Origin of the sequence: Dyella jejuensis, from assembly GCF_044904675.1 — a bacterium.
Lineage (GTDB): Bacteria > Pseudomonadota > Gammaproteobacteria > Xanthomonadales > Rhodanobacteraceae > Dyella_B > Dyella_B jejuensis.
The window spans coordinates 62,040-84,465 of the sequence record NZ_JADIKJ010000002.1 but is presented as its reverse complement, the minus strand read 5'-3'; the positions used below and the strand labels follow the sequence as shown (position 1 = coordinate 84,465).

General features: G+C 62.2%; 20 protein-coding genes. 6 read left to right on the top strand and 14 right to left on the bottom strand.

What is annotated here, in order from left to right:
- Positions 1-42: 42 nt before the first annotated feature.
- The 7 genes from lpdA to purB all read right to left on the bottom strand — a co-directional run bounded on the left by lpdA (position 43) and on the right by purB (position 9,863).
- Positions 43-1,467, bottom strand: a complete 1,425-nt coding sequence (lpdA, locus tag ISP15_RS02050) for a dihydrolipoyl dehydrogenase (protein ID WP_404544537.1) — start codon at positions 1,465-1,467, stop codon at positions 43-45.
- A 130-nt stretch (positions 1,468-1,597) separates the two neighbouring features.
- A complete protein-coding gene (odhB, locus tag ISP15_RS02045; protein WP_404544535.1) occupies positions 1,598-2,797 on the bottom strand; it encodes a 2-oxoglutarate dehydrogenase complex dihydrolipoyllysine-residue succinyltransferase in 1,200 nt (399 codons plus the stop codon).
- 50 nt (positions 2,798-2,847) lie between these two features.
- The gene (locus ISP15_RS02040; protein WP_404544534.1) at positions 2,848-5,685 is read right to left on the bottom strand and encodes a 2-oxoglutarate dehydrogenase E1 component; all 2,838 of its coding nucleotides are present in this window, start codon (positions 5,683-5,685) and stop codon (positions 2,848-2,850) included.
- Between the two features lie 244 nt (positions 5,686-5,929).
- Positions 5,930-6,433, bottom strand: coding sequence for a DUF7931 domain-containing protein (locus ISP15_RS02035; RefSeq protein WP_404544532.1), 504 nt, complete (start codon positions 6,431-6,433; stop codon positions 5,930-5,932).
- Positions 6,434-6,435: 2 nt separating this feature from the next.
- Complete coding sequence (locus ISP15_RS02030) at positions 6,436-7,647, bottom strand: JmjC domain-containing protein (protein WP_404544529.1); 1,212 nt, start codon at positions 7,645-7,647, stop codon at positions 6,436-6,438.
- A 32-nt stretch (positions 7,648-7,679) separates the two neighbouring features.
- Complete coding sequence (locus ISP15_RS02025; protein WP_404544527.1) at positions 7,680-8,429, bottom strand: sulfite exporter TauE/SafE family protein; 750 nt, start codon at positions 8,427-8,429, stop codon at positions 7,680-7,682.
- Between the two features lie 66 nt (positions 8,430-8,495).
- Positions 8,496-9,863, bottom strand: a complete 1,368-nt coding sequence (purB, locus tag ISP15_RS02020) for an adenylosuccinate lyase (protein WP_404544524.1) — start codon at positions 9,861-9,863, stop codon at positions 8,496-8,498.
- Positions 9,864-9,962: 99 nt separating this feature from the next.
- Here purB and ISP15_RS02015 point away from each other — a divergent pair, with 99 nt between their 5' ends.
- A complete protein-coding gene (locus ISP15_RS02015) occupies positions 9,963-11,351 on the top strand; it encodes a class II fumarate hydratase (protein ID WP_404544522.1) in 1,389 nt (462 codons plus the stop codon).
- 57 nt (positions 11,352-11,408) lie between these two features.
- Here ISP15_RS02015 and ISP15_RS02010 read toward each other — a convergent pair whose 3' ends face one another.
- The 6 genes from ISP15_RS02010 to ISP15_RS01985 are packed head-to-tail and all read right to left on the bottom strand — an operon-like array spanning position 11,409 to position 15,161.
- Positions 11,409-12,008, bottom strand: a complete 600-nt coding sequence (locus ISP15_RS02010; protein WP_404544519.1) for a hypothetical protein — start codon at positions 12,006-12,008, stop codon at positions 11,409-11,411.
- Between the two features lie 55 nt (positions 12,009-12,063).
- Positions 12,064-12,594, bottom strand: coding sequence for a hypothetical protein (locus ISP15_RS02005; RefSeq protein ID WP_404544517.1), 531 nt, complete (start codon positions 12,592-12,594; stop codon positions 12,064-12,066).
- 49 nt (positions 12,595-12,643) lie between these two features.
- The gene (locus ISP15_RS02000) at positions 12,644-13,612 is read right to left on the bottom strand and encodes a hypothetical protein (RefSeq protein ID WP_404544515.1); all 969 of its coding nucleotides are present in this window, start codon (positions 13,610-13,612) and stop codon (positions 12,644-12,646) included.
- Complete coding sequence (locus ISP15_RS01995) at positions 13,609-14,466, bottom strand: ABC transporter ATP-binding protein (RefSeq protein ID WP_404544512.1); 858 nt, start codon at positions 14,464-14,466, stop codon at positions 13,609-13,611. The genes ISP15_RS02000 and ISP15_RS01995 overlap by 4 nt, the downstream gene beginning before the upstream one ends.
- A complete protein-coding gene (locus ISP15_RS01990; protein WP_404544509.1) occupies positions 14,463-14,837 on the bottom strand; it encodes a GntR family transcriptional regulator in 375 nt (124 codons plus the stop codon). Before ISP15_RS01990 ends, ISP15_RS01995 begins: the two co-directional genes overlap by 4 nt.
- Before the next feature lie 3 nt (positions 14,838-14,840).
- A complete protein-coding gene (locus ISP15_RS01985; protein WP_404544507.1) occupies positions 14,841-15,161 on the bottom strand; it encodes a hypothetical protein in 321 nt (106 codons plus the stop codon).
- A gap of 270 nt (positions 15,162-15,431) precedes the next feature.
- Between ISP15_RS01985 and ISP15_RS01980 the strand changes: the two genes are divergently transcribed.
- The 4 genes from ISP15_RS01980 to zipA all read left to right on the top strand — a co-directional run bounded on the left by ISP15_RS01980 (position 15,432) and on the right by zipA (position 20,638).
- On the top strand, positions 15,432-15,734 hold the full coding sequence (locus ISP15_RS01980; protein WP_404544504.1) for a YciI family protein: 303 nt from the start codon (positions 15,432-15,434) through the stop codon (positions 15,732-15,734).
- Positions 15,731-15,991, top strand: a complete 261-nt coding sequence (locus ISP15_RS01975; RefSeq protein WP_404544502.1) for a BolA family protein — start codon at positions 15,731-15,733, stop codon at positions 15,989-15,991. The genes ISP15_RS01980 and ISP15_RS01975 overlap by 4 nt, the downstream gene beginning before the upstream one ends.
- Before the next feature lie 127 nt (positions 15,992-16,118).
- A complete protein-coding gene (gene smc / locus ISP15_RS01970) occupies positions 16,119-19,628 on the top strand; it encodes a chromosome segregation protein SMC (protein WP_404544500.1) in 3,510 nt (1,169 codons plus the stop codon).
- 11 nt (positions 19,629-19,639) lie between these two features.
- Positions 19,640-20,638, top strand: coding sequence for a cell division protein ZipA (gene zipA / locus ISP15_RS01965; protein ID WP_404544498.1), 999 nt, complete (start codon positions 19,640-19,642; stop codon positions 20,636-20,638).
- 63 nt (positions 20,639-20,701) lie between these two features.
- Here the strand turns inward: zipA and ISP15_RS01960 are convergent, their stop codons facing one another.
- Positions 20,702-21,283 carry an FMN-dependent NADH-azoreductase gene (locus ISP15_RS01960; protein WP_404544497.1) on the bottom strand — a complete coding sequence of 194 codons (582 nt, stop codon included), beginning with the start codon at positions 21,281-21,283 and terminating at the stop codon, positions 20,702-20,704.
- 113 nt (positions 21,284-21,396) lie between these two features.
- Between ISP15_RS01960 and ISP15_RS01955 the strand changes: the two genes are divergently transcribed.
- Complete coding sequence (locus ISP15_RS01955) at positions 21,397-22,386, top strand: LysR substrate-binding domain-containing protein (RefSeq protein ID WP_404544495.1); 990 nt, start codon at positions 21,397-21,399, stop codon at positions 22,384-22,386.
- Positions 22,387-22,426 lie beyond the last annotated feature (40 nt).

The window sequence follows — 22,426 nt, the reverse complement described above, 5'->3', positions numbered from 1 at the left end:
TCATGTCGCCACGAGCGAGCCGTCGAGCACAGCCGCTATGCCTCAGTTGCCCTTGTGGATCGCGCGCTTGTCGACCGACAACGCGGCCTCGTGCACGGCCTCGGACAAGGTCGGATGCGCGTGAACGATGCGGGCCAGATCTTCGGCCGAGCCCTTGAACTCCATCGCCACCACGGCTTCGGCGATCAGCTCGGACACGCCAGGGCCGACCATGTGGACGCCGAGCAGGCGATCGGTTTCGGCATGGGCGATCACTTTTACCTGGCCAATGGCTTCATTCATGGCCACGGCGCGGCCGATTGCTGCGAACGGGAAGGTACCGATCTTGTACGGCACTCCCTCATCTTTCAGCTGCTTCTCCGTCTTGCCGGCCCAGGCGATTTCCGGTTCGGTGTAGATCACCCACGGCACCGTCTCAAGATTGATATGGCCGGCTTTGCCGGCAATCCATTCAGCCACGGCGACGCCTTCCTCGGAACCCTTGTGCGCCAGCATCGGGCCGCGCACGGCGTCACCGATCGCCCACACGCCATCCACACCGGTATGGTTGTGTTCGTCCACCGCAATGCGTCCGCGCTCGTCGAGCTTCACGCCAGTGTCGTCGGCCAGCAGGCCCTCGGTGTAGGCACGGCGACCCACAGCCACCAGCAGCTTGTCGACGGCAAGTTCGTGCGAGCCGTCCTTGTCTTCATAGGTCAGTGCGACTTCATTCTTCTTGACCTCGGCCTTGGTCAGCTTGGCGCCGAGTTTGATCGTCAGGCCCTGCTTGGCGAATTCCTTGGCGGCGATCTTGGCGACGTCGGCGTCGGCGACCGAGAGGAAATCCGGCAGTGCTTCCAGGATCGTTACCTGCGAACCCAGGCGGTTCCATACGCTGCCCAGTTCCAGGCCGATCACGCCGGCGCCGATCACGCCCAGGCGCTTGGGTACTTCGTTGATGTCCAGTGCGCCCGCATTGTCGATGATGTTCTTGCCGTCGAACTTGGCAAAGGGCAGCTCGATCGGCACCGAACCGGGGGCCAGAATGACATTGGTGGCGCTGATCGTCTGCTTGCTGCCGTCGTTGCCGGTGATCTCGACATTATTGCCCTTCAGCAGCTTGCCCTTGCCGAAGAACGGGGTGATCTTGTTGGCCTTGAACAGCTGGCCGATGCCGCCGGTGAATTGCTTGACGATCTTGTCCTTGCGGCCGATGAAGGTACCCATGTCGACCTTCGCGTTCTCGACCGTGATGCCGTGCGCCGGAAGATTGTGCGACAGATTGAAGTACTGCTTGGACGAATCAAGCAGTGCCTTGGAAGGAATGCAGCCCACGTTGAGGCAGGTGCCGCCCAGCGCTTGCTTGCCGTCCTTGCCGACGAAGGCATCCACGCAGGCGGTTTTCAGGCCCAGCTGGGCGGCGCGGATCGCGGCCACATATCCGGCAGGGCCGGCGCCGATGACGATGACGTCGAATTTATCGCTCATGATTTTTCCTTGAAACGTGGTGCGCTCACAAAAAGCGCATCAAGGGAGCTTTGTCTTTGTGGCGAGCGTGCGACTTTGCGCACGTCCCGCCACCGGAGTTTCATTGCCTAGTCGTATGTGAGCGGGGCGCTCACATGCCGAGCAGCATGCGCTGTGGATTTTCCAGCTGGTTCTTGATATCGACCAGGAACAGCACCGCGTCCTTGCCGTCGATGATGCGGTGGTCGTAGCTCAACGCCAGGTACATCATCGGCGCGGCGATCACCTGGCCGTTCTCAACGATGGCGCGCTCCTTGATGGTGTGCATGCCCAGGATCGCGCTTTGCGGCGGATTGACGATCGGTGTCGACAGCAGCGAACCGAACGTGCCGCCGTTGGTGATGGTGAAGGTGCCGCCTTGCAGGTCCTCCAGCCCCAGCTTGCCTTCGCGCGCCTTCTTGGCGTAGTTGGCGATACCGCGCTCGACGTCGGCGAAGCTCATGTTCTGCACGTCACGCAGCACCGGCGTCACCAGCCCCTTTTCGGTAGCCACGGCGATCGAGATGTCCTGATAGCCGTGATAGATGATGTCGTTGCCATCGACCGAAGCATTGACGATGGTGTGGCGCTTGAGCGCCTCGGCCGCTGCCTTCACGAAGAAGCTCATGAAGCCGAGCTTCACGCCGTTTGCCTTTTCGAACTGCTCGCCCAGCGTCTTGCGCATCTTGGTGACTTCGGCGAGGTTCACTTCATTGAACGAAGTAAGCATCGCGATCGAATTCTTCGATTGCATGAGACGTTCGGCGATGCGGGCACGGATGCGCGTCATCGGCACACGTTCTTCCGGACGCGAACCTGGCGTCGGCGCCGTGGCCGGTGCTGCGGCGGGGGCGCCACCTTTGCCGTAATTGACCAGGTCTTCCTTGGTCACGCGCCCGTCGCGGCCGGTACCGGAGACCTTGGACGGGTCGATGCTCTGCTCGGTAGCCACGCGCAGGCCGGCGGGGGAAAGATCTTCGGCGCCCTTGGCGGCAGCCTTCGGCGCGGATGGGGCGGGGGCCGGTGCGGCCGGTGCGGGCGCCGCCGCCGCAGGGGCTGGTGCGGCTGCCACAGCGCCTTCCTCGATGATCGCGATCACCTGCTGGCTGTTTACGGTGTCGCCGGCCTGGAACTTCAGCTCCTTGACCACGCCATCGACCGGAGCGGGCACTTCCAGCACGACCTTGTCGGTTTCCAGGTCGACCAGGTTCTCGTCGCGCTTGACCGCGTCACCGGCTTTCTTGTGCCAGGTGGCAATGGTGGCGTCGGAGACGGACTCGGGCAGAACAGGGACTTTGACTTCGGTGGACATAGATGATCCTGGGGTTGGTCGCTCATCCGTGAGCGCGAGAATCCTGGATATTATTCAGCAGATTGATCGTCGCCGATCGGTGCGACCAGCGCTTGCTCGACCAGCGACGCCTGTTCGGCAATGTGATCGTTGAGATGGCCGGCCGCCGGCGCCGGGGATCGTGCACGACCGGCGTAAGAGAGGCTTTGCTTGTTGCCGACACAGGCCTGCAAATGGTGCCGGATCTGGAACCAGGCCCCCTGGTTCATGGGCTCTTCCTGGCACCAGATCACTTCCTTGGCCGCCGGATACTTTTCCAGTTCGGCCACTACTTCAGGACGCGGGAACGGATAGAGCTGCTCGACGCGCACGATGGCGACGTCCTTGAGTTCACGCTTTTCCGAATCCTCCAGCAGGTCGTAGTAGACCTTGCCCGAACACAGCACCACACGCTTGACCTTCTTCGCCGGCAGTTCGCGATGCTCACCGATCACCAGTTGGAAGCTGCCGTTGGCCAGCTCGTCCAGCGTAGACACGGCCAATTTGTGGCGCAACAGCGACTTCGGCGTCATCACGATCAGCGGCTTGCGCACCGGGCGCAACATTTGCCGGCGGATCATGTGGAAATCCTGGGCCGGCGTGGTCGGCACGCAAACCTGCATGTTGTCCAGCGCGCAAAGCTGGAGGAAGCGCTCCAGGCGGGCGGACGAGTGCTCCGGTCCCTGGCCTTCGTAACCGTGCGGCAGGAACAGGGCCAATCCGCACAGGCGATCCCATTTTGCCTCGCCGGAGCTGATGAACTGATCGATCACCACCTGTGCGCCATTGGCGAAGTCGCCGAACTGCGCTTCCCAGATGTTGAGCGTGTAGGGATCGGTGGTGGCGTGGCCGTACTCGAAGGCCATCACCGCTTCTTCGCTGAGCAGCGAATCGATGACCTCGACATTGGCATCCGGGCGCAGCGTCGCCAGCGGCATGTAAGTGCGGCCATCTTTCTGGTCGTGCAGCACGGCATGCCGATGGAAAAAGGTGCCGCGGCCCGAATCCTGGCCGACCATGCGCAGGTTGTGGCCTTCGTCGATCAGCGTGGCGTAGGCGAGGTTCTCGGCAAAACCCCAGTCTCCCGGCAGCTCGCCACTGGCCATCTTGCGGCGGTCGTCGTAGATCTTTGCCACGCGCGATTGCAGCGTCAGGTCTTTCGGCACGTCCAGGATGCGTTGGGCCAGTTCGACCAGCTTCTTCTTCGGCACGGTGGTGTTGGCCGGCGTGGAGAGCTTGCCGCCGATGAACTGGCTCCAGTCCACTTCCACATCCTTGGTCAGGGACGGGTGCAGGTCGGTCATCGCCGCGCCCGCTTCGAGACGGTCGCGGTAAGCCTCGAACTGCTTTTGCGCGTCGCCTTCGGCCAGCACGCCTTCCTTCACCAATTGCTGCGAGTAAAGCTCGCGGGTGGTCGGGCGCTTGCGAATGATCTGGTACATCACCGGCTGCGTGGCGGCCGGTTCGTCGGCTTCGTTATGGCCGTGGCGGCGGTAGCACACCAGATCGATCACCACATCCTTGCGGAACTGCTTGCGGAATTCGTAGGCCAGGCGCGTGACCTGGATCACCGCTTCCGGATCGTCGCCGTTCACATGGAACACCGGCGCGTTGACCATCTTGGCAAGATCGGTGCAGTACAACGTGGAACGCGCGTCCTGCGGATTGGAGGTGGTGAAGCCGACCTGGTTGTTGACCACGATGTGCAGCGTGCCACCAATCTTGAAGCCGCGCGCCTGCGACATGTTGAACAGTTCCATGTTCACGCCCTGGCCGGCCAGCGCGGCGTCGCCGTGGATGAGCATGGCGAGCGATTGCGTGCACTCATGGTCGCGGCGACGAACCTGGCGCGCATGGACGGAGCCGGCGACCACCGGATTGACGATTTCCAGATGCGACGGATTGAACGCCAAGGCGACGTGCACACCGCCCTTGGGCGTGCGCACATCGGCAGAGAAGCCCATGTGGTATTTCACGTCGCCGGAATGGGCCGGATCGTCCTCGTGGTGTTCGAACTTGCCTTCGAACTCGTTGAACAGGGTTTTCGGCGGCTTGCCGAGGATGTTCACCAGCACGTTCAGGCGGCCGCGGTGGGCCATGCCGATGACCAGGTCCTTGACGCCGTTGTCGCCGGCAGCACGGACTACCTCATCCACCATCGGGATCAGGCTGTCGCCGCCTTCCAGCGAAAAGCGTTTCTGGCCGACATACTTGGTATGCAGGTAGCGCTCGAGGCCTTCGGCCGCGGTCAGCCCGTCGAGCACTCGTTGCTTGCCCGCCTTGTCCAGGCTGGCGTTGGCTCGCTCCAGGTGCGAGTAGATCCAGTTACGTTGCGTGTGGTCGGAGATGTACATGAACTCCGCACCCACCGTACTGGTGTAGATGCGCTTCAGGCGGGCGTACAGCTCGCGCAACTTCATGGGCTGGCCGCCACCGGCGAAATTGCCGCAGTCGAATTCGGTATCCAGGTCCGCGTCCGAGAGCCCGTGGAATGCCAGGCCGAGGTCGGGCGCTTCCATCTTGTGGGCCAGGCCCAGCGGATCGAGGTCGGCGGCGAGATGGCCGCGCGAACGATAGGCGGTCAGCAAGCGCAGTACGCCTGCCTGCTTGCGTGCGTGCTCGTCGCTGGCGGGGGTGGCCGCCGCAACGGCAAAGCGCTGCTTTTGCGCGGCTTCTATACGCGCAATGGCCGCGGTGTGAGAAATATCTCCCGACTCGCGGCCTTTGAAGGTCTTGAAGTAAGTATTCCACTCGGCGGGTACCGACTGGGGGTCGGCAAGCCATGCGTCATACAACGATTCAACGTAATCGGCGTTGCCGCCTGCGAGTTGCGAGGATTCGAAGAACTCGCGGATCAGGTTTGTGCTCACGTCACCACCGGCAGGGAAGGGGGCCTGCAGCGACCGCCTGATCGTGGCGGTTCGCTGGCGAAAAATCCTGTTAATTATAGCCTGTGGCTGCTGCGGCGCGGCAAGCCGATTGACGATCGGAATGGAACGAGCCGGTCTTGCGCCGGTGAGCGCAAGTCCAATGATGGCAAGGCCTGGCCGTTTTTCCCTCGGTTGGCTGGCCGGCGGACTGGTGGCCCGTCTTCATGGCCGTTCAGCCAGGGGTCTATAAGCCGAGGGGCTGCAATGAGGTAGCCGGCACGGCTCGCCCCCACAACTGGTCGAATTGCAGCAGCAAAGGCGCCAGTCCCGGACCGTCGCTCAAGGCCGCCCGCCCCGCAAGCCGTTCGGCATCGGGTAGAAACAGGTAGCCCAGGCTGTCGTTGAGCAGCCAGGCCCGGCTGTTCCGAATGGTGCTTGCGTCATCCTCGACCGGCATGCGGATTTGTAAGGTACTGGGAACCCGCTGTGCCAGGTCAATCAAACGGTGGCCGGAGCGCAGGGCTGCTGCCGGATCGCCTAGCACGAGGCGGATCTCCGCGCCGCGGCCCGAGGTCGCAATCCGGCGCAGCTCGGCCAGTTCCGCTGGCCGGCTGAGCACGTCCGCCGGCAAGGCCGGCAGATAGATCGCCAGCTTGTAGCGGGTGGCTGCCAAAAGTTGCAGGCGGATAGCGGCAAGTTCTTCGCGCCCTTCGATGGCGCGCGGCTGGCTTTCCGGTGATGGCGTCACGGTCAAGCGCGTCGTCCACGCAGGCGACGGGTAATCAAATGTCCGTCATTGACCAGCGCAAGCACCAGTGCGCGCTCCTCGGCAGTTAGCTCCCCAACGGGCGACAGGATGCGTTGCGCGCAGAGTTGCGTAGCGAGCGCGGTCGATGCCGGGTAGGCATGGCCATTGGCGTACAGCGTGCACTGCGAACCGCAGCGCGACCAGGCCAGGCGCGACCATGGATGGCGCAACAACGATGCACCGTCCGCCAATTGCTTCACCAAGGCCGCATCGCTCAACGGTTTGGCGGGAGGCAGGGGCGTTTGCGCGCTCCGATAGCGCGTGATGAAGCGGCCGAACCAGTCGGCCAATACGGCCTCTTCCATCCCGGCCGTGAGTGGCAGCGAGGCTCGCACGCGCTTCAGCGCTGTCGGATCGATTTCGCCGCTGCGCTTGGCTGGAGCCAGGTCCGGGTCGGTATATCGCTGCTCGTCGGAAAGACGTTCGGCCAGATAGTCGGCCAGGTCGCCAACTAGTTCGGCGTGCGATGGCGCCCGCATACCCACCGAAAAAGTCATGCAGGGGCCGCCGAAGGCCACGCCATCGTGGGGAACGCCGGGCGGCAAATACAGCATGTCGCCGGGCTCCAGCAGCCATTCGTGGGTGGATTCGAACGCTTGCAACTGCTTGAGTTCCACGTCACTGCGGAAATCCTTTGGCGCATGCGGATCGGTGCTGATGGCCCAATGCCGTTGGCCCAGGCCCTGTAACAGGAACACGTCGTACTGATCGACATGCGCACCCACGCCACCACCGGGTTCGGCGTAGGAAATCATGACATCGTCCACACGCCAGCTTGGCAGAAAGCTGAAGTGATCGAGCAGGGCGGCCACGTCCATGTCCCACTTGTCGACGTCCTGCACCAGCAGCGTCCAGTTGGCATGCCCGGTCTTGGCAAAATCGCTTTCGCTCAACGGACCGGTTTTCACGCGCCAGTGCTCACGTTGTTCGTCGTGCCGGATGAGGCGCGACAGCACGCCTTCCTCGCAGGCAAGCCCGGCCAGATCTTCCGGCGCGACGGGGGATTGAAAATCGGGAAAGGCGTTGCGAATCAGCAGTGGACGTTTTTGCCAGTAGTCGCGCAAGAACTGCGCCGGGCTCATGCCGAACGGCTGCTTCGTAGTGCCGCGTACTTCGATCGGCAGTGGCTTGCGGGGGGATTGTCTGGGGATCATGGGCTGGCATTGTAAGCGGACCAGCCCCGTGCTCAGCGCAGGATTCGATAGAAGTTGTAGAGGCCTAACGTCAGCACGGTCAAGCCAGCCAGCAAGGTGCACACCCGAGGCGGCAGCCTGCGAACCAGCCACGCGCCGAAGGGGGCGGCGATCACCCCGCCCAGTATCAGCCCAAGCACGACGTGCAGCTTGCTTTCCCCGATGCTGAGCAGAAAGGTGATGCTGGCCGCCAGGCTCACGATGCACTTGGCCAGGTGCACACTGCCGATCACCAGGCGCGGTTCCTGTCCGCGCGCCACCATGGTGGTCACCGTCAGCGCACTCCATCCGCCGCCGCCCGCGGCATCAAGCAAGCCGGCGACGAATCCCAACAGACCCGTGCCACGCGGGACATCCTGCCGGCGTTCCTTGCGTCGTGTGCTACGAAAGAGCAGGAACAGGCCCATGGCCAGCAGATATGGCGTGAGGAAATACCTTATCCATGTCGGTGGCAGATGAGCGAGCAGGGTGGCGCCGATGATCGCGCCGATTACACCCGGGATGGCGAGTACCAGGAACAATCGGCGCTGCACATTGCCGGCCCACCAATGGCTGATTCCGGACGCGCCACAGGTAAAGGTTTCCGCATAGTGCACGCTTGCGCTGGCCAGGGCCGGCGGCATGCCAATGCCCAGCAACATGCCCGCCGAGGTAACCCCATAAGCCATGCCCAGCGCGCCATCCACCAACTGGGCCAGCGCACCGATGCCGGTGAAGATCAGGAATTCGGAAAGAGGCGACATGAGACTCGTTGCAACCGGACGGCGCCCATCATGGCAAATGCCACGCTGATTTGTCCGGTCCGGCGGTCAGATCATCTTTGCCAGATCGCCGGCAAGTCCCGTGTAGGTACCTGGCGCGAGATCGAGCAGGCGCTGCTTGGCATCGTGAGGCAATGCCAGGCCGGTAATGAACTGGCGCATCGATTCGCGGGTCATGCCTTGGCCTCGGGTGAGCGCCTTGAGCTGTTCGTAAGGCTCGGGCAGGCCGTAGCGGCGCATCACGGTTTGCACGGCCTCGGCCAATACTTCCCAACTGGCGTCGAGGTCGGCGGCCAGGCGATCGGCATTCACGTTGAGCTTGCCAAGGCCCTTCTGGAGCGATTCCAGCGCCACCAGCGTATGTCCGAACGCGGTGCCGAGCGCGCGCAGTACCGTGGAATCGGTGAGATCGCGCTGCCAGCGGCTGATCGGCAGTTTCTCGGCAAAGTGGCCAAGCAACGCATTGGCAAGGCCGAAGTTGCCTTCGGCATTCTCGAAGTCGATCGGATTGACCTTGTGCGGCATGGTCGAGGAGCCGACTTCGCCGGCTTTCAGCGCCTGCCTGAAATAGCCCAGCGAAATGTAACCCCATACGTCGCGCGCCAGATCGATCATGATGGTGTTGGCACGGCGCACGGCGTCGCAATATTCGGCCACGCCATCGTGCGGTTCGATCTGGGTGGTGTACGGGTTGTAGTCCAGGCCCAGGCCGCTGACGAAACGCTGCGAGAACGCGCGCCAGTCCACTTCCGGATAAGCGATGGCGTGCGCGTTGTAATTGCCTACCGCGCCATTGATCTTGCCAGGGATCTCCACGGCCGCCAGTTGCTTGCGCTGGCGCTCCAGGCGTGCCACGACATTGGCCAGCTCCTTGCCAAGGGTGCTGGGAGAGGCGGTCTGGCCGTGCGTGCGCGACAGCATCGGCAGCTCGGCATTGGCGTGCGCAAGCTCGCGCAGCCTGGCAGTGATCTTGTCCAGCCACGGGAGCAATACGTGGGTGCGTGCATCGCGCAGCATGAGCGCATAGGAAAGGTTGTTGATGTCCTCGCTGGTGCATGCGAAATGCACGAATTCCTTGGCTTGTGCCAGCCCCGCATCGTTGCCGATGCGTTCCTTGATGAAGTATTCCACTGCCTTTACGTCATGATTGGTGGTGGCTTCGATCGCCTTGATGCGCGCACCGTCCTCGACACTGAAATCCGTGGCGATGGCCTTGAGCGTGGCGATCTGCGCCGCCGTGAATGCGGGCAGCTCGGCGACGCCAGATTCGGCAGCCAACGCCAGCAGCCATTCGATTTCCACCTGCACGCGACGGTGCATCAGGCCAAATTCGCTGAATATCGGGCGCAACGCCTCGGTCTTGCTGGCGTAGCGGCCGTCCAGCGGTGACAGGGCGGTGAGGGCGTGGGTGGACATCGGGCAGCTTCCGGGGATCAGAATCCGCCATTTTACATTGAGCGGCTCTCCGGCGTCGGCAGGCTTATAGTGGGGCGACCCCAAGCATGAGGCATAGCCATGAGCGGTTTCCGCATCGAACACGACAGCATGGGCGAATTGAAGGTGCCTGACGACGCCCTCTACGGCGCGCAGACCCAGCGCGCGATCGACAATTTTCCGATCTCCGGACTGCACTTGCCGCGCGCGTTCGTCCGGGCGCTCGGGCTGATCAAGGCGGCTGCCGCGGACGCCAATCTCGCCCTGGGCTATTTGAAGAAAGGCCAGGCCGCCGCGATCCGCAAGGCGGCCCTGGCGGTAGCCGACGGACAGTACGACGACCAATTCCCGATTGACGTTTTCCAGACGGGCTCGGGTACCAGTACCAACATGAATGCCAATGAGGTGATTGCGCATCTTGCGGCGAATGGCGGCAGCACCATTCATCCGAACGATCACGTCAATTATGGGCAGAGTTCCAACGACGTCATCCCGACCGCGATTCATGTGAGTGCGACATTGACCACGCACGAACAATTGTTGCCGGCGTTGAAGCATCTCAAGCGCGTGATCGATCGCCGCGCCCGACAGTTGCGCAATGTCCCCAAAACCGGACGCACGCACCTGATGGATGCCATGCCGGTGACTTTCGGGCAGGAACTGTCCGGCTGGTCGGCGCAGATCGAATCGGCCATCGGGCGGATCCAGGACAGCTTGCGTCGCATGCGGCAATTGCCTTTAGGTGGTACTGCGGTAGGCACCGGCATCAATGCGGACCTCAAATTTGGTAGCGCTGTCGCACGTGAACTGAAAAAGCTCACGAATGTTCGCTTCGATTCCGCCCTGAATTACTTTGAAGGCATGGCAGCACAAGATGCCGCGGTCGAGCTTTCCGGTCAGCTCAAAACCTTGGCGGTCGGGCTGATGAAGATCGCCAATGATCTGCGCTGGATGAATTCCGGTCCGCTGGCGGGCTTGGGCGAAATCGAATTGCCGGCGCTGCAGCCAGGTTCATCGATCATGCCTGGCAAGGTGAATCCGGTGATTCCGGAAGCTACCGCGATGGTCGCGGCGCAAGTGATCGGTAACGATGCGGCGATTACCGTTGCGGGCCAATCCGGCAATTTCCAGCTCAACGTCATGTTGCCGCTGATTGCCTATAACCTGCTGCAATCGATCCACATCCTGGCGAACGTATCGCGCCTGCTGGCCGATCGGGCAATTGCGGGTTTTCGCGTCAATACCGGGCGCGTAAACCAGGCCCTGGCGATGAACCCGATCCTGGTCACGGCGCTAAATCCGGTGATCGGCTACGAAAAGGGCGCGGCCATCGCCAAGCAGGCCTACAAGGAAAAACGGCCGATCATCGATGTCGCGATGGAAAGCTCGGGGCTTTCCAAGGATGACCTGAAGAAGCTGCTCGACCCGCGCGCACTGACCAAGGGCGGTATCCATGGCGGTGGCGGATGACTGCTTTAGCGGCCGTGCCGTTGCGCTGTGCAGCGGCATGGCCGTGCTGGCAGCGGGTCAGTCATTTTGATCTTTGCTGCAGTCGCTTACGTCGCTGGGGCTTATGACATTGCCATAGGGTTTGAACGCAGGCAGCGTGGCGGCCAGCTGATGCTGGCTGCTCATGGTGTTGCCAAGATCCAGGCAGATCTTCATTGCCGCCTCTTTTACCAACTTGGTCTTGGCGTCGATGTCGTGCTCGATCTGGTCGGGATCGCCATTGGCCAACCTCGTTGCAACGCTTTTTACCGCCTGTTCGCCGACTTCGGCTCCGGCCTTGCCGGTAGCAATGCCATCGGTGCGGATCATCATGGCGCTGGTGTAGTAGGCCTTGAGCAGTGCGCGTTCCGCGGGATCGACCGCAACCGCTTGCTCGCGAATCCGCAGATCGCCCTCGGCTGTGATTATGGCATCTGGCGCGTCCTGGGCACGTATCGTTACCTGCCCATCGCCCAGGCGGATACTGCCATGCGCCATGTCGTTCACGCTGCCCGTTACGGAAAGCAGGTGGTGATCGCCTGAATGGATGAAGGTGATGGAGCGATCGGCCGAATGATCACCGCACGCCGCCAGCAAGCTGCACAATGCCAGGGTACTGCATACGGTTGCGTGTTTCATGAGCTGTTCCGGATGTTTGGTTGGCGAGGATCGGATGGCTTGTCCGGGACCGTGTTCAATCGGCTGCATCCTTCTGGCAATCGGTGATGTCCTTGTCGCTGACGATGGCTCCATAGGGGGCGAAAGCAGAGAGTTGCGCGGCGAGCTGACCCTGGACGGCTTTGATGTCGATCTGGTCCTGGCAGAATTTAAGCTGCAATTGGCGTGTTTGCAGCCTGGCTTCATCGTCGAGGTGTTTCTTGCTTTCGGTAGTCGAATTGCCGCTGAGCTTGTTCTTCATGGCCTCGAAGCCCAGCTTGGCGCCGGCCTGGCCCATCTGCAGGCTCTGCTCGCGCATCGCCAGCACGTCTTGGTAATAAAGCATCAGCATGCCGCGTTCGGCCGGTGTGGCCGAGATCGGCCTGGCATCGATATCGAGATCGCCTTTGGCGCTAATCATGGCGTCGGGCTTGCCATCGACGTGCAGCGTCAGCAGGTTATTCCTCAGCACGATCTTGCCGCCGCTGTCGCCAATCGTAGTACTCGGATCGCAAGCAGCCAGCGTGGTGCACATGGCCAGCAGAAAAGCCGCGCGTTGATGCTTCATAGTGATGCTCCCCTTTCAGATCTGGCTTGCCGATGGGCAAGGGCGCAGGTTAGTTGTCGTCGCGCCAGCGGCGGAACCAGACCGCGGCGGCAAGCATGGCGGCACCGGCGACGATGCCGATCCAGATATCGGGTGTCGCCAGCACTGCGTAGGAGTTGGACAGCGTGAAGAAGCCGCTGATTGACTGTGCGTCGTTGCCAAATTCGCGCATGGCGGCATCACGAAGCCAGCCGCCAGGAAACACGCTGAACAGGATGCGGGCGGCGATGTCGCGCCAGTACCAGCCGCTGCGCAGTCCAGCTGAACCAAGCAGGTTGAACCAGCTGATCATCACGCCGACCGCCACCGGAATCACTATTGCCCACAGGATGGGCTTGCTCTTGGCCCAGGCTGAGCAGAGCATCAACCAGCCTACGGTCGGCAGTGCCCACATCAGATAAAGCGGAATGGAGGCAATCAGGAAGCCGGTGACCTGGAACGGATGGGCCGCCATCAACAGCGACCACACGCTTACGCCATGCAGGGAAAGGGTGATGGCGAACAGCAGCAGCATGGCGATGCCGGTCAGCACGCCGCATACCACGGCGATGATCGGCGCAAGCACTGTTGCGGCGATGACCTTGGAAACGATGGTGGCAGTGTCAGACACCGGTAGCGATTTCCAGAACAGGATGCTGCGATCGCGGCGCTCGTCATAGAGCGCGCCCAGGCAATAGAAGAATACGACGAAGAACAGCACCACGCTGATCAGGGAAGTCGCGGACAACATTGCGAGGTCCAGTCCGGAACCCACGATCTCCATATGACGCGCGTCGAGCGAATGGATCATGGCGGCAAGACTATTTTGCCCATCCCGGTCACCGATGTTGAAACCGAGGCGCGATCCGAAAACCTCGCCGCTGATGATGCCCATCACGTTCAGCAGCAAGAATACGCCGCCCGTAATCAACGGTGCCCACAGAAAGCCGCCGCGGTGTTCCCAGAATTCGCGCTTGATCAGCCAGTAGAGGGTTTTCATGCGTAGGTTCCCTTCATGGTGGCGACGAACAGGTCGCTGACGGACGGACGGCGGATCTCGCCCAGAGTTTGAAGTCGGGCGTGATCGACGCCGTCGAACAGGAAGATGCTCTTGCCAAATACCTGGCGCTCGTCCAGTGGATTGAGCTGGCGTGCGGCGGCGGCCATGCCGGCATCCACCATTACTTCCGCGAAGCGTTCGCCCAAGGCCTCCATGTCGGTGTTGAGCACGATCCTGCCGTCGCGGATGAACATCAGGTCGGTAAGGATGTGTTCGATCTCCTCGACCTGATGGGTCGTGACGATGATCGTCTTGTTTTCGTCGAAATAGTCTTCCAGCAGGCTCTGGTAGAACTGTTTGCGGTAAAGGATATCCAGGCCCAGGGTCGGCTCGTCCAGTACCAGCACCTTGGCGTCGATCGCCATGACCAGCGCAAGATGCAGTTGCACGATCATGCCCTTGGACATTTGCCGCACGCGCTGATCAGGCACCAGTTTGGTACGGGCGAGAAACGCTTCGCATTTGGCACGGTTGAAGCGGGGATGCACGTTGGCGACGAAATCGATCGCTTCGCGTACCCGGATCCATCGCGGCAGCACGGCGACATCGGCGATGAAGCAGACCTGCTCCATCAACTTGTCGCGCTGGGTGCGCGGGTCGAATCCCAGCACGTTCAGCTGGCCCTGGAAGTCGGTCAACCCCAGGATGGCTTTCAGGGCGGTAGTCTTGCCCGCGCCATTCGGGCCGATCAGGCCGACGATGCGGCCGGGCTGGATCTCGAAACTTACGTCGTCCAGAGCGGTGGCATGCTTGTAGCGCTTGCTCAGGCTGCTGGCGGTAATGACCGCGTTCATGAATGGCTCTCCGGGTCTTGCGACGCTTCGCGCATCAGGGTTTTCAGGTCCAGCCCCAGGCGCTGCAGGCGTGCAAACAGCGTTGGCCATTCCTCGCGCAGGAAGCGCTCGCGTTCGGACTTGAGTAATGCCTCGCGTGCTCCATCGGTAACGAACATGCCCAGTCCCCTCCTTTTTTCCACCAGTTGATCGTCGACCAGTTCCTGGTACGCCTTGGATACGGTGAGCGGATTGATTTGGAAATCCGCAGCCACCTGGCGCACTGACGGCAGCGGGTCGCCCTCGTTCAAGGCGCCGTCCAGGATCATCGCCACCACACGTTCGCGGAGCTGGCGATAGATCGGGACGCTGTCGTTCCAGGTGATGGACATGGATTATTCCTTGCTGATGCTGGCGAACTTGGTAGAGCCAAACGAATAGTAAGGCATGGCCAATTGCGCTCCGAGCAAGCTGGCGCCGCTTTCCGCGGCATCCATGACCGGCGAGTTGGTCATCGTCAGGCTGGCCGAAGTCAGCAAGGTGGCGGCATGCAAGTCGCTGGATGTCGGATGGACTTCTACCGGGGCCAGGTCAATGACCTTGGCGCCGTTGATTTCGGTAACGTGGACCCTGGAAGTGCTGGGACTCAGGGCAATCAGGCTGACCGTGGTCAACAGAACCGCAGCGGTGATGGCGATCGGGTTCGGTGCTTTCATGACGGCTCTCCTAGTGATCTCGTGGACCGGTGTTGTAGTTAACTATAACACCATGTTTGCGCCCGTCAAGCGCGGGCTCCCATGACTGATGGGCTAGATGCCGGAGCGTCCTGAAATGACAGGGCATGCACCCCGGCGCACCTGAAACATTCAGGGCCATGCAAGCTTGCGCCGCTGGCGAGGGCTGGAGCAGGGCGTGATGTCAGGAATCGCGTCTGACGAACGTCAGTCGGCTAAAATCAGCGATTGCCTGAGGGAGCACGACAACCTATGTGGTACGCGATCACCGGCACGGATCATCCTGACTCCCTGGAACGCCGCCTGGCGGCACGCGGTGCGCACCTGGCACGCCTGGAAAAGCTGCAAGAGCAAGGGCGCCTGTTGCTGGCGGGCCCATTCCCGGCGGTCGACGCCGAACAGCCCGGCCCGGCCGGTTTCACCGGTAGCCTGATCGTCGCGCAGTTTGCTTCGCTTGCCGAAGCCGAGCAGTGGGCCAGGGCCGATCCTTATGTTGCTGCCGAAGTCTATGCCAGCGTCAGCGTCAAGCCCTTCCGCAAGACATTGCCGGCATGACGACCGCCATGGTCGAGGAAATCCGTCGGCGTCTCACTGACGCGCTTCATCCCGTCGCGCTCGAGGTGCTGGACGAGGGCCACAAGCACACGGGCCACGCCAATGAAGGGAAGGGGCATTTCCGCGTGCGGGTCGTGAGTGCCGATTTCACTGGCCTGTCGCCGATCAAGCGGCACCGGCTGATTTACGCTGCCCTTGGGGAATTGCTGGATAACGGTATCCACGCGCTTTCCATCGACGCCAGCGTTCCAGATTGATTCCAATCAGTCGCTCGGGTCACGCTCCGGGCAGGAGGCCGAATGCATTGCGACGTTGTCCGGCGTTTGGCACAGTGACCCGTCACCCGCCCAGGCGGGCCATCAACTTCCGAACTATTGAATCTGCATGCGCCTAACTACGATAAAACTCGCTGGATTCAAGTCCTTTGTCGACCCGACTACCTTGCATCTGCCTACCAATATGACCGGTGTGGTGGGGCCCAATGGTTGCGGCAAATCCAACATCATCGACGCGATTCGCTGGGTGATGGGCGAGAGCGCAGCCAGCCGCTTGCGTGGTGATTCGCTCACCGACGTGATCTTCTCCGGTTCGAATGCGCGCAAGCCAGTAGGACAGGCGACGGTCGAGCTGATCTTCGACAACGCCGATGGCACGATCCAGGGCGAATACGGCCAATACGCCGAAATCTCGGTGAAACGCCAGGTGACGCGGGATGGGCAGTCGGCCTACTTCCTCAATGGCGCGCGCTGCCGGCGCCGCGATATCACCGACCTGTTCCTCGGTACGGGCCTTGGCCCACGCAGCTACTCGATCATCGAACAGGGCATGATCAGCCAGATCATCGAGGCGCACCCGGAAGAGCTGCGCACGCATCTTGAAGAGGCGGCCGGCATTTCCAAATACAAGGAGCGCCGCAAGGAAACCGAGAGCCGCATCAAGGCAACACGTGAAAATCTCGACCGCGTGCGCGATGTACGCGACGAGGTGGACAAGCAGCTTGAACATCTCAACCGCCAAGCGCGCGCGGCCGAACGCTGGAAGGCCTATAAAGAAGAGCAGACCCGCAAGGAGGCCGAGCTGCGCGCACTGGAATACCGGGGACTCAAGAGCCAGCACGAAGGCCAGGGCCAAGGTTTGTCCGCGGCGGAAATCGACATCGAAAAGCGACTCGCCGCGCAGCGTCAGGTTGAATCACAGATCGAGGCGGCCCGCGAGCGCCACGCCGAAGCCAGCGAACATCTAAATGCGGTGCAGGCCGAGGTCTACAAGGTTGGCGCGGAGATTGCGCGAGTCGAACAGCAGGTTCGTTATAACCGTGAAACATCCGAGCGTCTGCAGCGTGCGCAGCAGGATGCCGAGCGCGAGCATGGTGAACTTGCCGCGCATATAGCCACCGATCGCGAGCAGGTCGAGACCTTGCGCCTGGCGCTGTCCGAGGGCGAGCCGAAACTGGAATCCTTGCACCAGATGCAGGATGAAACCGCTGAAGCGCAGCGCGACACCGAGGCCAAGCTGGCTGACTGGCAACAGCGCTGGGATACCTACACGCGCACGGCGGGCGAAGCGAGCCGTGGCGCCGAAGTGGAACGCACCAAACTGGCCTATCTCGATCGTCAATCGATCGATCTGGGCAAGCGTAAGGAGACGCTGGAAACCGAACAAAAGGCCATGGATGTTGCCGCGCTCGATGCGGCTGCCGAGCAATTGCATAACGAACATGATACGCAGCGCGAACGGGTCGAGTCGCTGGGTGGCCTGCTCGACCAGCACAAATTGAGCTACGAAAAGGTGCTCGACGAAGAGCGCCAAGTGCAAGGCGTGCTCAACGAGGCGCGCCAGCAACTGCAGACCGCGCGCGGCCGCCTCGCTTCGCTGGAGGCCTTGCAGCACGCGGCCCTGGGTCAGGAAGAAAGCGCCGCCAGCCAATGGCTGGCGCAGTTCGGCCTCGACAAGAAGCGTCGCCTGGGCGAAGTACTGCAGGTGGAAGCAGGTTGGGAAACCGCGGTAGAAACGGTGCTGTCGGGATTCATCGACAATGTGCTGGTCGACAGTGCGCATGATCTCGCGCGCGAGCTCCCAACGCTGAGCAACGCCGATATAGGCCTGCTGGATACCGCCGAGGGTGGTGCCGCTACGGCCGGCACGCTGGCTGCGCACGTGCGCGGCCCGGCCGCCGCGATCACGATGCTCGGCCATGTGCTGGTCGCCGACAGCGTCGAGGAGGCGCACCGCCGGGTCTCGGGGCTTTCCGCGCTGGCGCCTTATCAATCGGTGATCACGCGCTCCGGTGAATGGCTGGGCCCAGGCTGGGCGCGGGTGCGCCGTGCGCAAGGCAACCAGATAGGTGTGCTGGCGCGTGAGCGCGACATCCGTGTGCTGACCGAACAGATTGAATCGCTGGAAGCGCAGATCGAAGAAGCCGGCGCGAAACTGGATGATCTGCGCACCAGCAAGTTCGAGGCCGAGCGCGCCCGCGATGATGCGCAGCGCGAACTGTATAACGCGCACCGGCGCCAGTCCGAACTGGCAGGACAGTTGCAGAGTCATCGCGGCAAGGTCGAGACCGCGCGTGCGCGCGCCGAAAAAGTGGCCGGCGAGCTTTCCGCGCTGATCGAGCAGATGGACGAATTGCAGTCGCAGACGCGCGAGGCGCGTGCGCGCCTGGATGAGTCGGTCAACAATATGGGCGATCTGGAGGACCAGCGCCGAGAGCTCGAAAACGAACGCCGGGCGTTGCTGGAAGCACGTGAAGAAGCGCGCATGAACGCTCGCGAGGCAGCCGACCAGGCACACGCGCTGGCGCTGAGCATGGAATCGAAACGTTCCTCGCTGACGTCGCTGGAGCAGGCGCTGGCGCGCATGGATAGCCAGATACGCCAGATCGAGGCACGCCGCAGCGAAATCGCCGGCCAACTGGCGGCGGGCTCCGATCCGATCGCGGAACTGGAAGCCGAGCGCCAGACCTATCTTGACCAGCGCCTGTTGGTGGACCGCCAACTGGTCGAAGCTCGCCGTGCGCTGGAAGATTGCGATATCGAATTCCGCAGGCTCGAGCAGCAGCGGCACCATCTGGAACAGGAACTATCCGCGCTGCGCGAAGGCTTGTCTGAGAAGCGGCTGGCCGCCCAGGCGCTGCAAATGCGCGCCGACCAACTGGCCGAGGCCATCGCGGCTTCCGGACTCGATCTCGAAACGCTGCTCGCGGAACTGGCCGAAGACGTCGATGCTACCCAATGGCGCCAGCAGCTGACCGATCTCGGGCAGAAGATCGCGCGCCTGGAGCCGGTGAACCTCGCTGCGATCCAGGAACATGCCGAGCAGAGCGAGCGCAAGACTTACCTGGATACGCAACTGGGCGACCTCACCAGCGCAATGGAAACGCTGGAAAATGCCATCAAGAAGATTGACCGCGAGACACGTCAGCGTTTCAAGGAAACCTTCGACCGCGTCAATGCAGGCGTACAGGAATTGTTCCCCCGGCTGTTCGGTGGCGGTCACGCCTACCTGGAACTCACGGGTGATGACCTGCTCAGCACCGGCGTATCGATCATGGCGCGTCCGCCGGGCAAGCGCGTTTCCAACATCACGCTGCTTTCAGGCGGCGAAAAGGCACTTACGGCGGTGTCGCTGGTGTTTGCGATCTTCGCCCTGAATCCCGCTCCGTTCTGCCTGCTCGACGAGGTGGACGCGCCGCTTGACGAGGCGAACGTCGGACGTTTCTCGAACATGGTGCGCGAGATGAGCGAAAAGGTGCAGTTCATCTTTGTCAGCCACAACAAGGCCACCATGGAAGCGGCCAGCCAGCTCTGTGGCGTTACCATGCGCGAGCCGGGCGTATCGCGTCTTGTGCAGGTCGATCTTGCCGAGGCAGCCAAACTGGCCGGCGCTGCCTGAGGAGTTACATCATGTTGCTTGGATCCGAATTGGCTGTTGCATGGAATCCGTGGGTCGGCATCCCGATGCTGATCGGTGGCGTGATCGTGCTGGTGCTGGTCTGGTTGTTCGGCGAGCCGAAGAAAGAGCAGGGCAGGCGCCGTCCTGCTCTGGAGCCCGGCGCCGAGCGAGAGCGGCGTGAACCTACCTTTGGTGAATCCGACGGCGAAGCAGAGGCTTTCGGCGACGGCGACCGGATCGATCCCCTCTTTTCAGAACCCGCGCCAAAGCAGGGCGAATTGGACGTCGGCTTGCGCATGGAGCTTGAAAAGCTCGGCGCGGCGTTGGCCGACGAACGCCATGCGACGCTGCAGATGCCCAAGCCGACCGGACATGCGGCGTCCATCGTAGAGGTGCTGCGTTCGCCATCGCAGCCGGAACCGGTCCAAGTTGCGCCTGCCGAGTCCGTGCCGATGGCGTCCGCCGCGCCCGTCGTGTCATCGGTGTCCACAGCAGTGCCGGCTCCCGCTCCATCACCACGCATCCCGCCGCGCTCCGACCTGGGCAAGCGCCCGGTCCAAATGCCCGTCGAACGGATCGTCAGTCTGTTCGTGGTGGCGCGCGAAGGCCATGCATTCAATGGGGCCGACCTGATCGTCGCCGCCGAGAAGGCCGGGCTGGAGTATGGCGACATGGGCATCTATCACCGCCTGGTCGATGGCAAGCGCGAGCTGGGCCCCATTTTCAGCGTGGCCAACATGCTCAAGCCAGGCAGCTTCGACCTGACACGTCTGGATGCCCTGCGCACGCCCGGGCTGAGTTTCTTCATGGCGCTACCAGGACCAGTGATTGCGCTCGATGCCTGGGACGCGATGTTGCCGACTGCCCAGCGTTTGGCTGAGCTGCTGGATGGCCTGGTGCTGGACGAGGAACGCAACGCACTCGGCCGCCAGCGCATTGCCCACATCCGCGACGAGCTGCGAGGCTGGGACCGAGAGCACGACGGCGGCGAGATCCGTTTCGGCCATTGATCTGCGACCCATGCAAGGGAGCGCCCATGCAGGGCGCTCCCTATGGAATGTTCCAGACCGAGATCAGGCAGCTTTGGTGACCATGTTGCCGATGGTGTCGTGCGCCAGGGCGATCGACTTCGTCTTGTGCTCGCCGCCCATGGCTATGCCCTCGGCGCGAATGAAATGCACATCCGTAATACCGATGAAGCCCAGCACGGTGCGCAGGTAGGCTTCCTGGAAATCCAGGCTGGTTGCCGGACCGCTGCTATAGATGCCGCCACGGCTGGACGCCACGATCACGCGCTTGCCGCCGGCCAGCCCCTGGGGGCCATTTTCGGTGTAGCGGAACGTCTGGCCGGCGACCAATACGCGATCGATCCAGGCCTTTAGCTGGCTGGGGATCGAGAAGTTGTACATCGGCGCCCCGATCACGATCACATCGGCGGCCAGGAATTCGTCCATGACTTGTTGGCCAAGCTTCGCCGCTTCGCTCTCGGCATCGACCACCGGTGCCCAATGCGGCAGCGGCTGGGCGGTCAGGTCGCGATAGTTGATCGCCAGGGAGGGGTGTTCCTGGGCGACCCGGGCCACGATGGCGGCCGTCAGCTCGCGCGAGACGGAATGTTGGCCCAGCGCACTTGCGTCAAGATGCAGGAGTTTCATGGTGATTTCTCAATTCCAGTCGGGCAGGCCGACGCTGGAATAAAGATAGATTCAGAACAAATGAACGATAAGATAGGTATCCCTGAACTTATTGTTCCAAGAGGGAAACAACGATGGCGGCCTTACCGGGTGCGATGCAGGATTTGAACGACCTGTATTTCTTTGCGGCCGTGGTGGAGCACGGTGGCTTTTCGGCGGCAGGGCGGGCCCTGGGAGTGCCTAAGTCCAGGCTGAGCAAGCGTATTGCCCAGTTGGAGGACCGTCTGGGAGTGCGTCTGCTACAACGGACCACCCGGCGCTTCGTGGTGACCGATGTCGGCGAACGTTTTTATGGCCATTGCCGGGCCGTGCTGGAGGAGGCGCGCGCCGCGCAGGACGCGGTAGAGGAATTGCGTGCCGAACCGCGTGGCGTAGTTCGGCTCAGCTGTCCGGTATCGATCGCGCAGACTGTACTAGCTTACATCCTGCCGGAATTCATGGCGATGTATCCCAAGCTGCAGGTCAGGGTGCTATCGAACAACCGCCGCGTCGATCTGATCGGCGAAGGCTTCGACCTGGCTATCCGGGTGCGAAGCAAGCTCGATACGGACGCCAACATGATCGTGCGAAGCTTCAGCCAATCGCGCGTGTTGCCGGTGGCGAGCCCAGCCCTGCTCAAGGCGCATGGCCGCCCCATGCACCCGGACGATCTGGCGCGCCTGCCGGCGCTGTCCATGCAGGAGCATGAAGGCGCGCAGGTCTGGGAACTGATCGATGCCAAGGGTGAGCGGGTTAGCGTGGACGTGCAGGCGCGCCTGATTACCGGTGATTTCGCGGTATTGCTGGAGGCCGCGCGGCGAGGCATCGGCGTGACGTTGCTGCCCGAATTCGTATGTGCGCCGGCCATCACGCGCGGCGAATTGGAAGTGGTACTGCCAGAGTGGAGTGCGCCGCAGGGCGTGATGCATTTTGTCTATCCGAGCCGGCGCGGCATGTTGCCCGGTGTGCGTGCGCTGGTGGACTTCCTGGCCGAGCGCTTGCCGGAGGCCACGCGCCAAAGCCACGAGAAATGCATGAGCCGTCCGCTCGATGCGCTGGAAACGCCCGGACCGTCTCCGTTGTAAGCCATGCTAGTCTTTGCGTTTGGACATCCATACTGCCGCC

Excerpts from the sequence above, each read along its gene's own strand:
- ISP15_RS01995 (WP_404544512.1), bottom strand. The coding sequence starts at position 14,466 with ATGAACGCGGTCATTACCGCCAGCAGCCTGAGCAAGCGCTACAAGCAT.
- ISP15_RS02010 (WP_404544519.1), bottom strand. The coding sequence starts at position 12,008 with ATGAAACACGCAACCGTATGCAGTACCCTGGCATTGTGCAGCTTGCTG.
- ISP15_RS02015 (WP_404544522.1), top strand. The coding sequence starts at position 9,963 with ATGAGCGGTTTCCGCATCGAACACGACAGCATGGGCGAATTGAAGGTG.
- odhB (WP_404544535.1), bottom strand. The coding sequence starts at position 2,797 with ATGTCCACCGAAGTCAAAGTCCCTGTTCTGCCCGAGTCCGTCTCCGAC.
- ISP15_RS01980 (WP_404544504.1), top strand. The coding sequence starts at position 15,432 with ATGTGGTACGCGATCACCGGCACGGATCATCCTGACTCCCTGGAACGC.
- ISP15_RS01955 (WP_404544495.1), top strand. The coding sequence starts at position 21,397 with ATGGCGGCCTTACCGGGTGCGATGCAGGATTTGAACGACCTGTATTTC.
- ISP15_RS02000 (WP_404544515.1), bottom strand. The coding sequence starts at position 13,612 with ATGAAAACCCTCTACTGGCTGATCAAGCGCGAATTCTGGGAACACCGC.
- ISP15_RS01960 (WP_404544497.1), bottom strand. The coding sequence starts at position 21,283 with ATGAAACTCCTGCATCTTGACGCAAGTGCGCTGGGCCAACATTCCGTC.
- zipA (WP_404544498.1), top strand. The coding sequence starts at position 19,640 with ATGTTGCTTGGATCCGAATTGGCTGTTGCATGGAATCCGTGGGTCGGC.
- ISP15_RS01975 (WP_404544502.1), top strand. The coding sequence starts at position 15,731 with ATGACGACCGCCATGGTCGAGGAAATCCGTCGGCGTCTCACTGACGCG.
- purB (WP_404544524.1), bottom strand. The coding sequence starts at position 9,863 with ATGTCCACCCACGCCCTCACCGCCCTGTCACCGCTGGACGGCCGCTAC.
- ISP15_RS02005 (WP_404544517.1), bottom strand. The coding sequence starts at position 12,594 with ATGAAGCATCAACGCGCGGCTTTTCTGCTGGCCATGTGCACCACGCTG.
- ISP15_RS01990 (WP_404544509.1), bottom strand. The coding sequence starts at position 14,837 with ATGTCCATCACCTGGAACGACAGCGTCCCGATCTATCGCCAGCTCCGC.
- lpdA (WP_404544537.1), bottom strand. The coding sequence starts at position 1,467 with ATGAGCGATAAATTCGACGTCATCGTCATCGGCGCCGGCCCTGCCGGA.
- smc (WP_404544500.1), top strand. The coding sequence starts at position 16,119 with ATGCGCCTAACTACGATAAAACTCGCTGGATTCAAGTCCTTTGTCGAC.
- ISP15_RS01985 (WP_404544507.1), bottom strand. The coding sequence starts at position 15,161 with ATGAAAGCACCGAACCCGATCGCCATCACCGCTGCGGTTCTGTTGACC.
- ISP15_RS02025 (WP_404544527.1), bottom strand. The coding sequence starts at position 8,429 with ATGTCGCCTCTTTCCGAATTCCTGATCTTCACCGGCATCGGTGCGCTG.
- ISP15_RS02030 (WP_404544529.1), bottom strand. The coding sequence starts at position 7,647 with ATGATCCCCAGACAATCCCCCCGCAAGCCACTGCCGATCGAAGTACGC.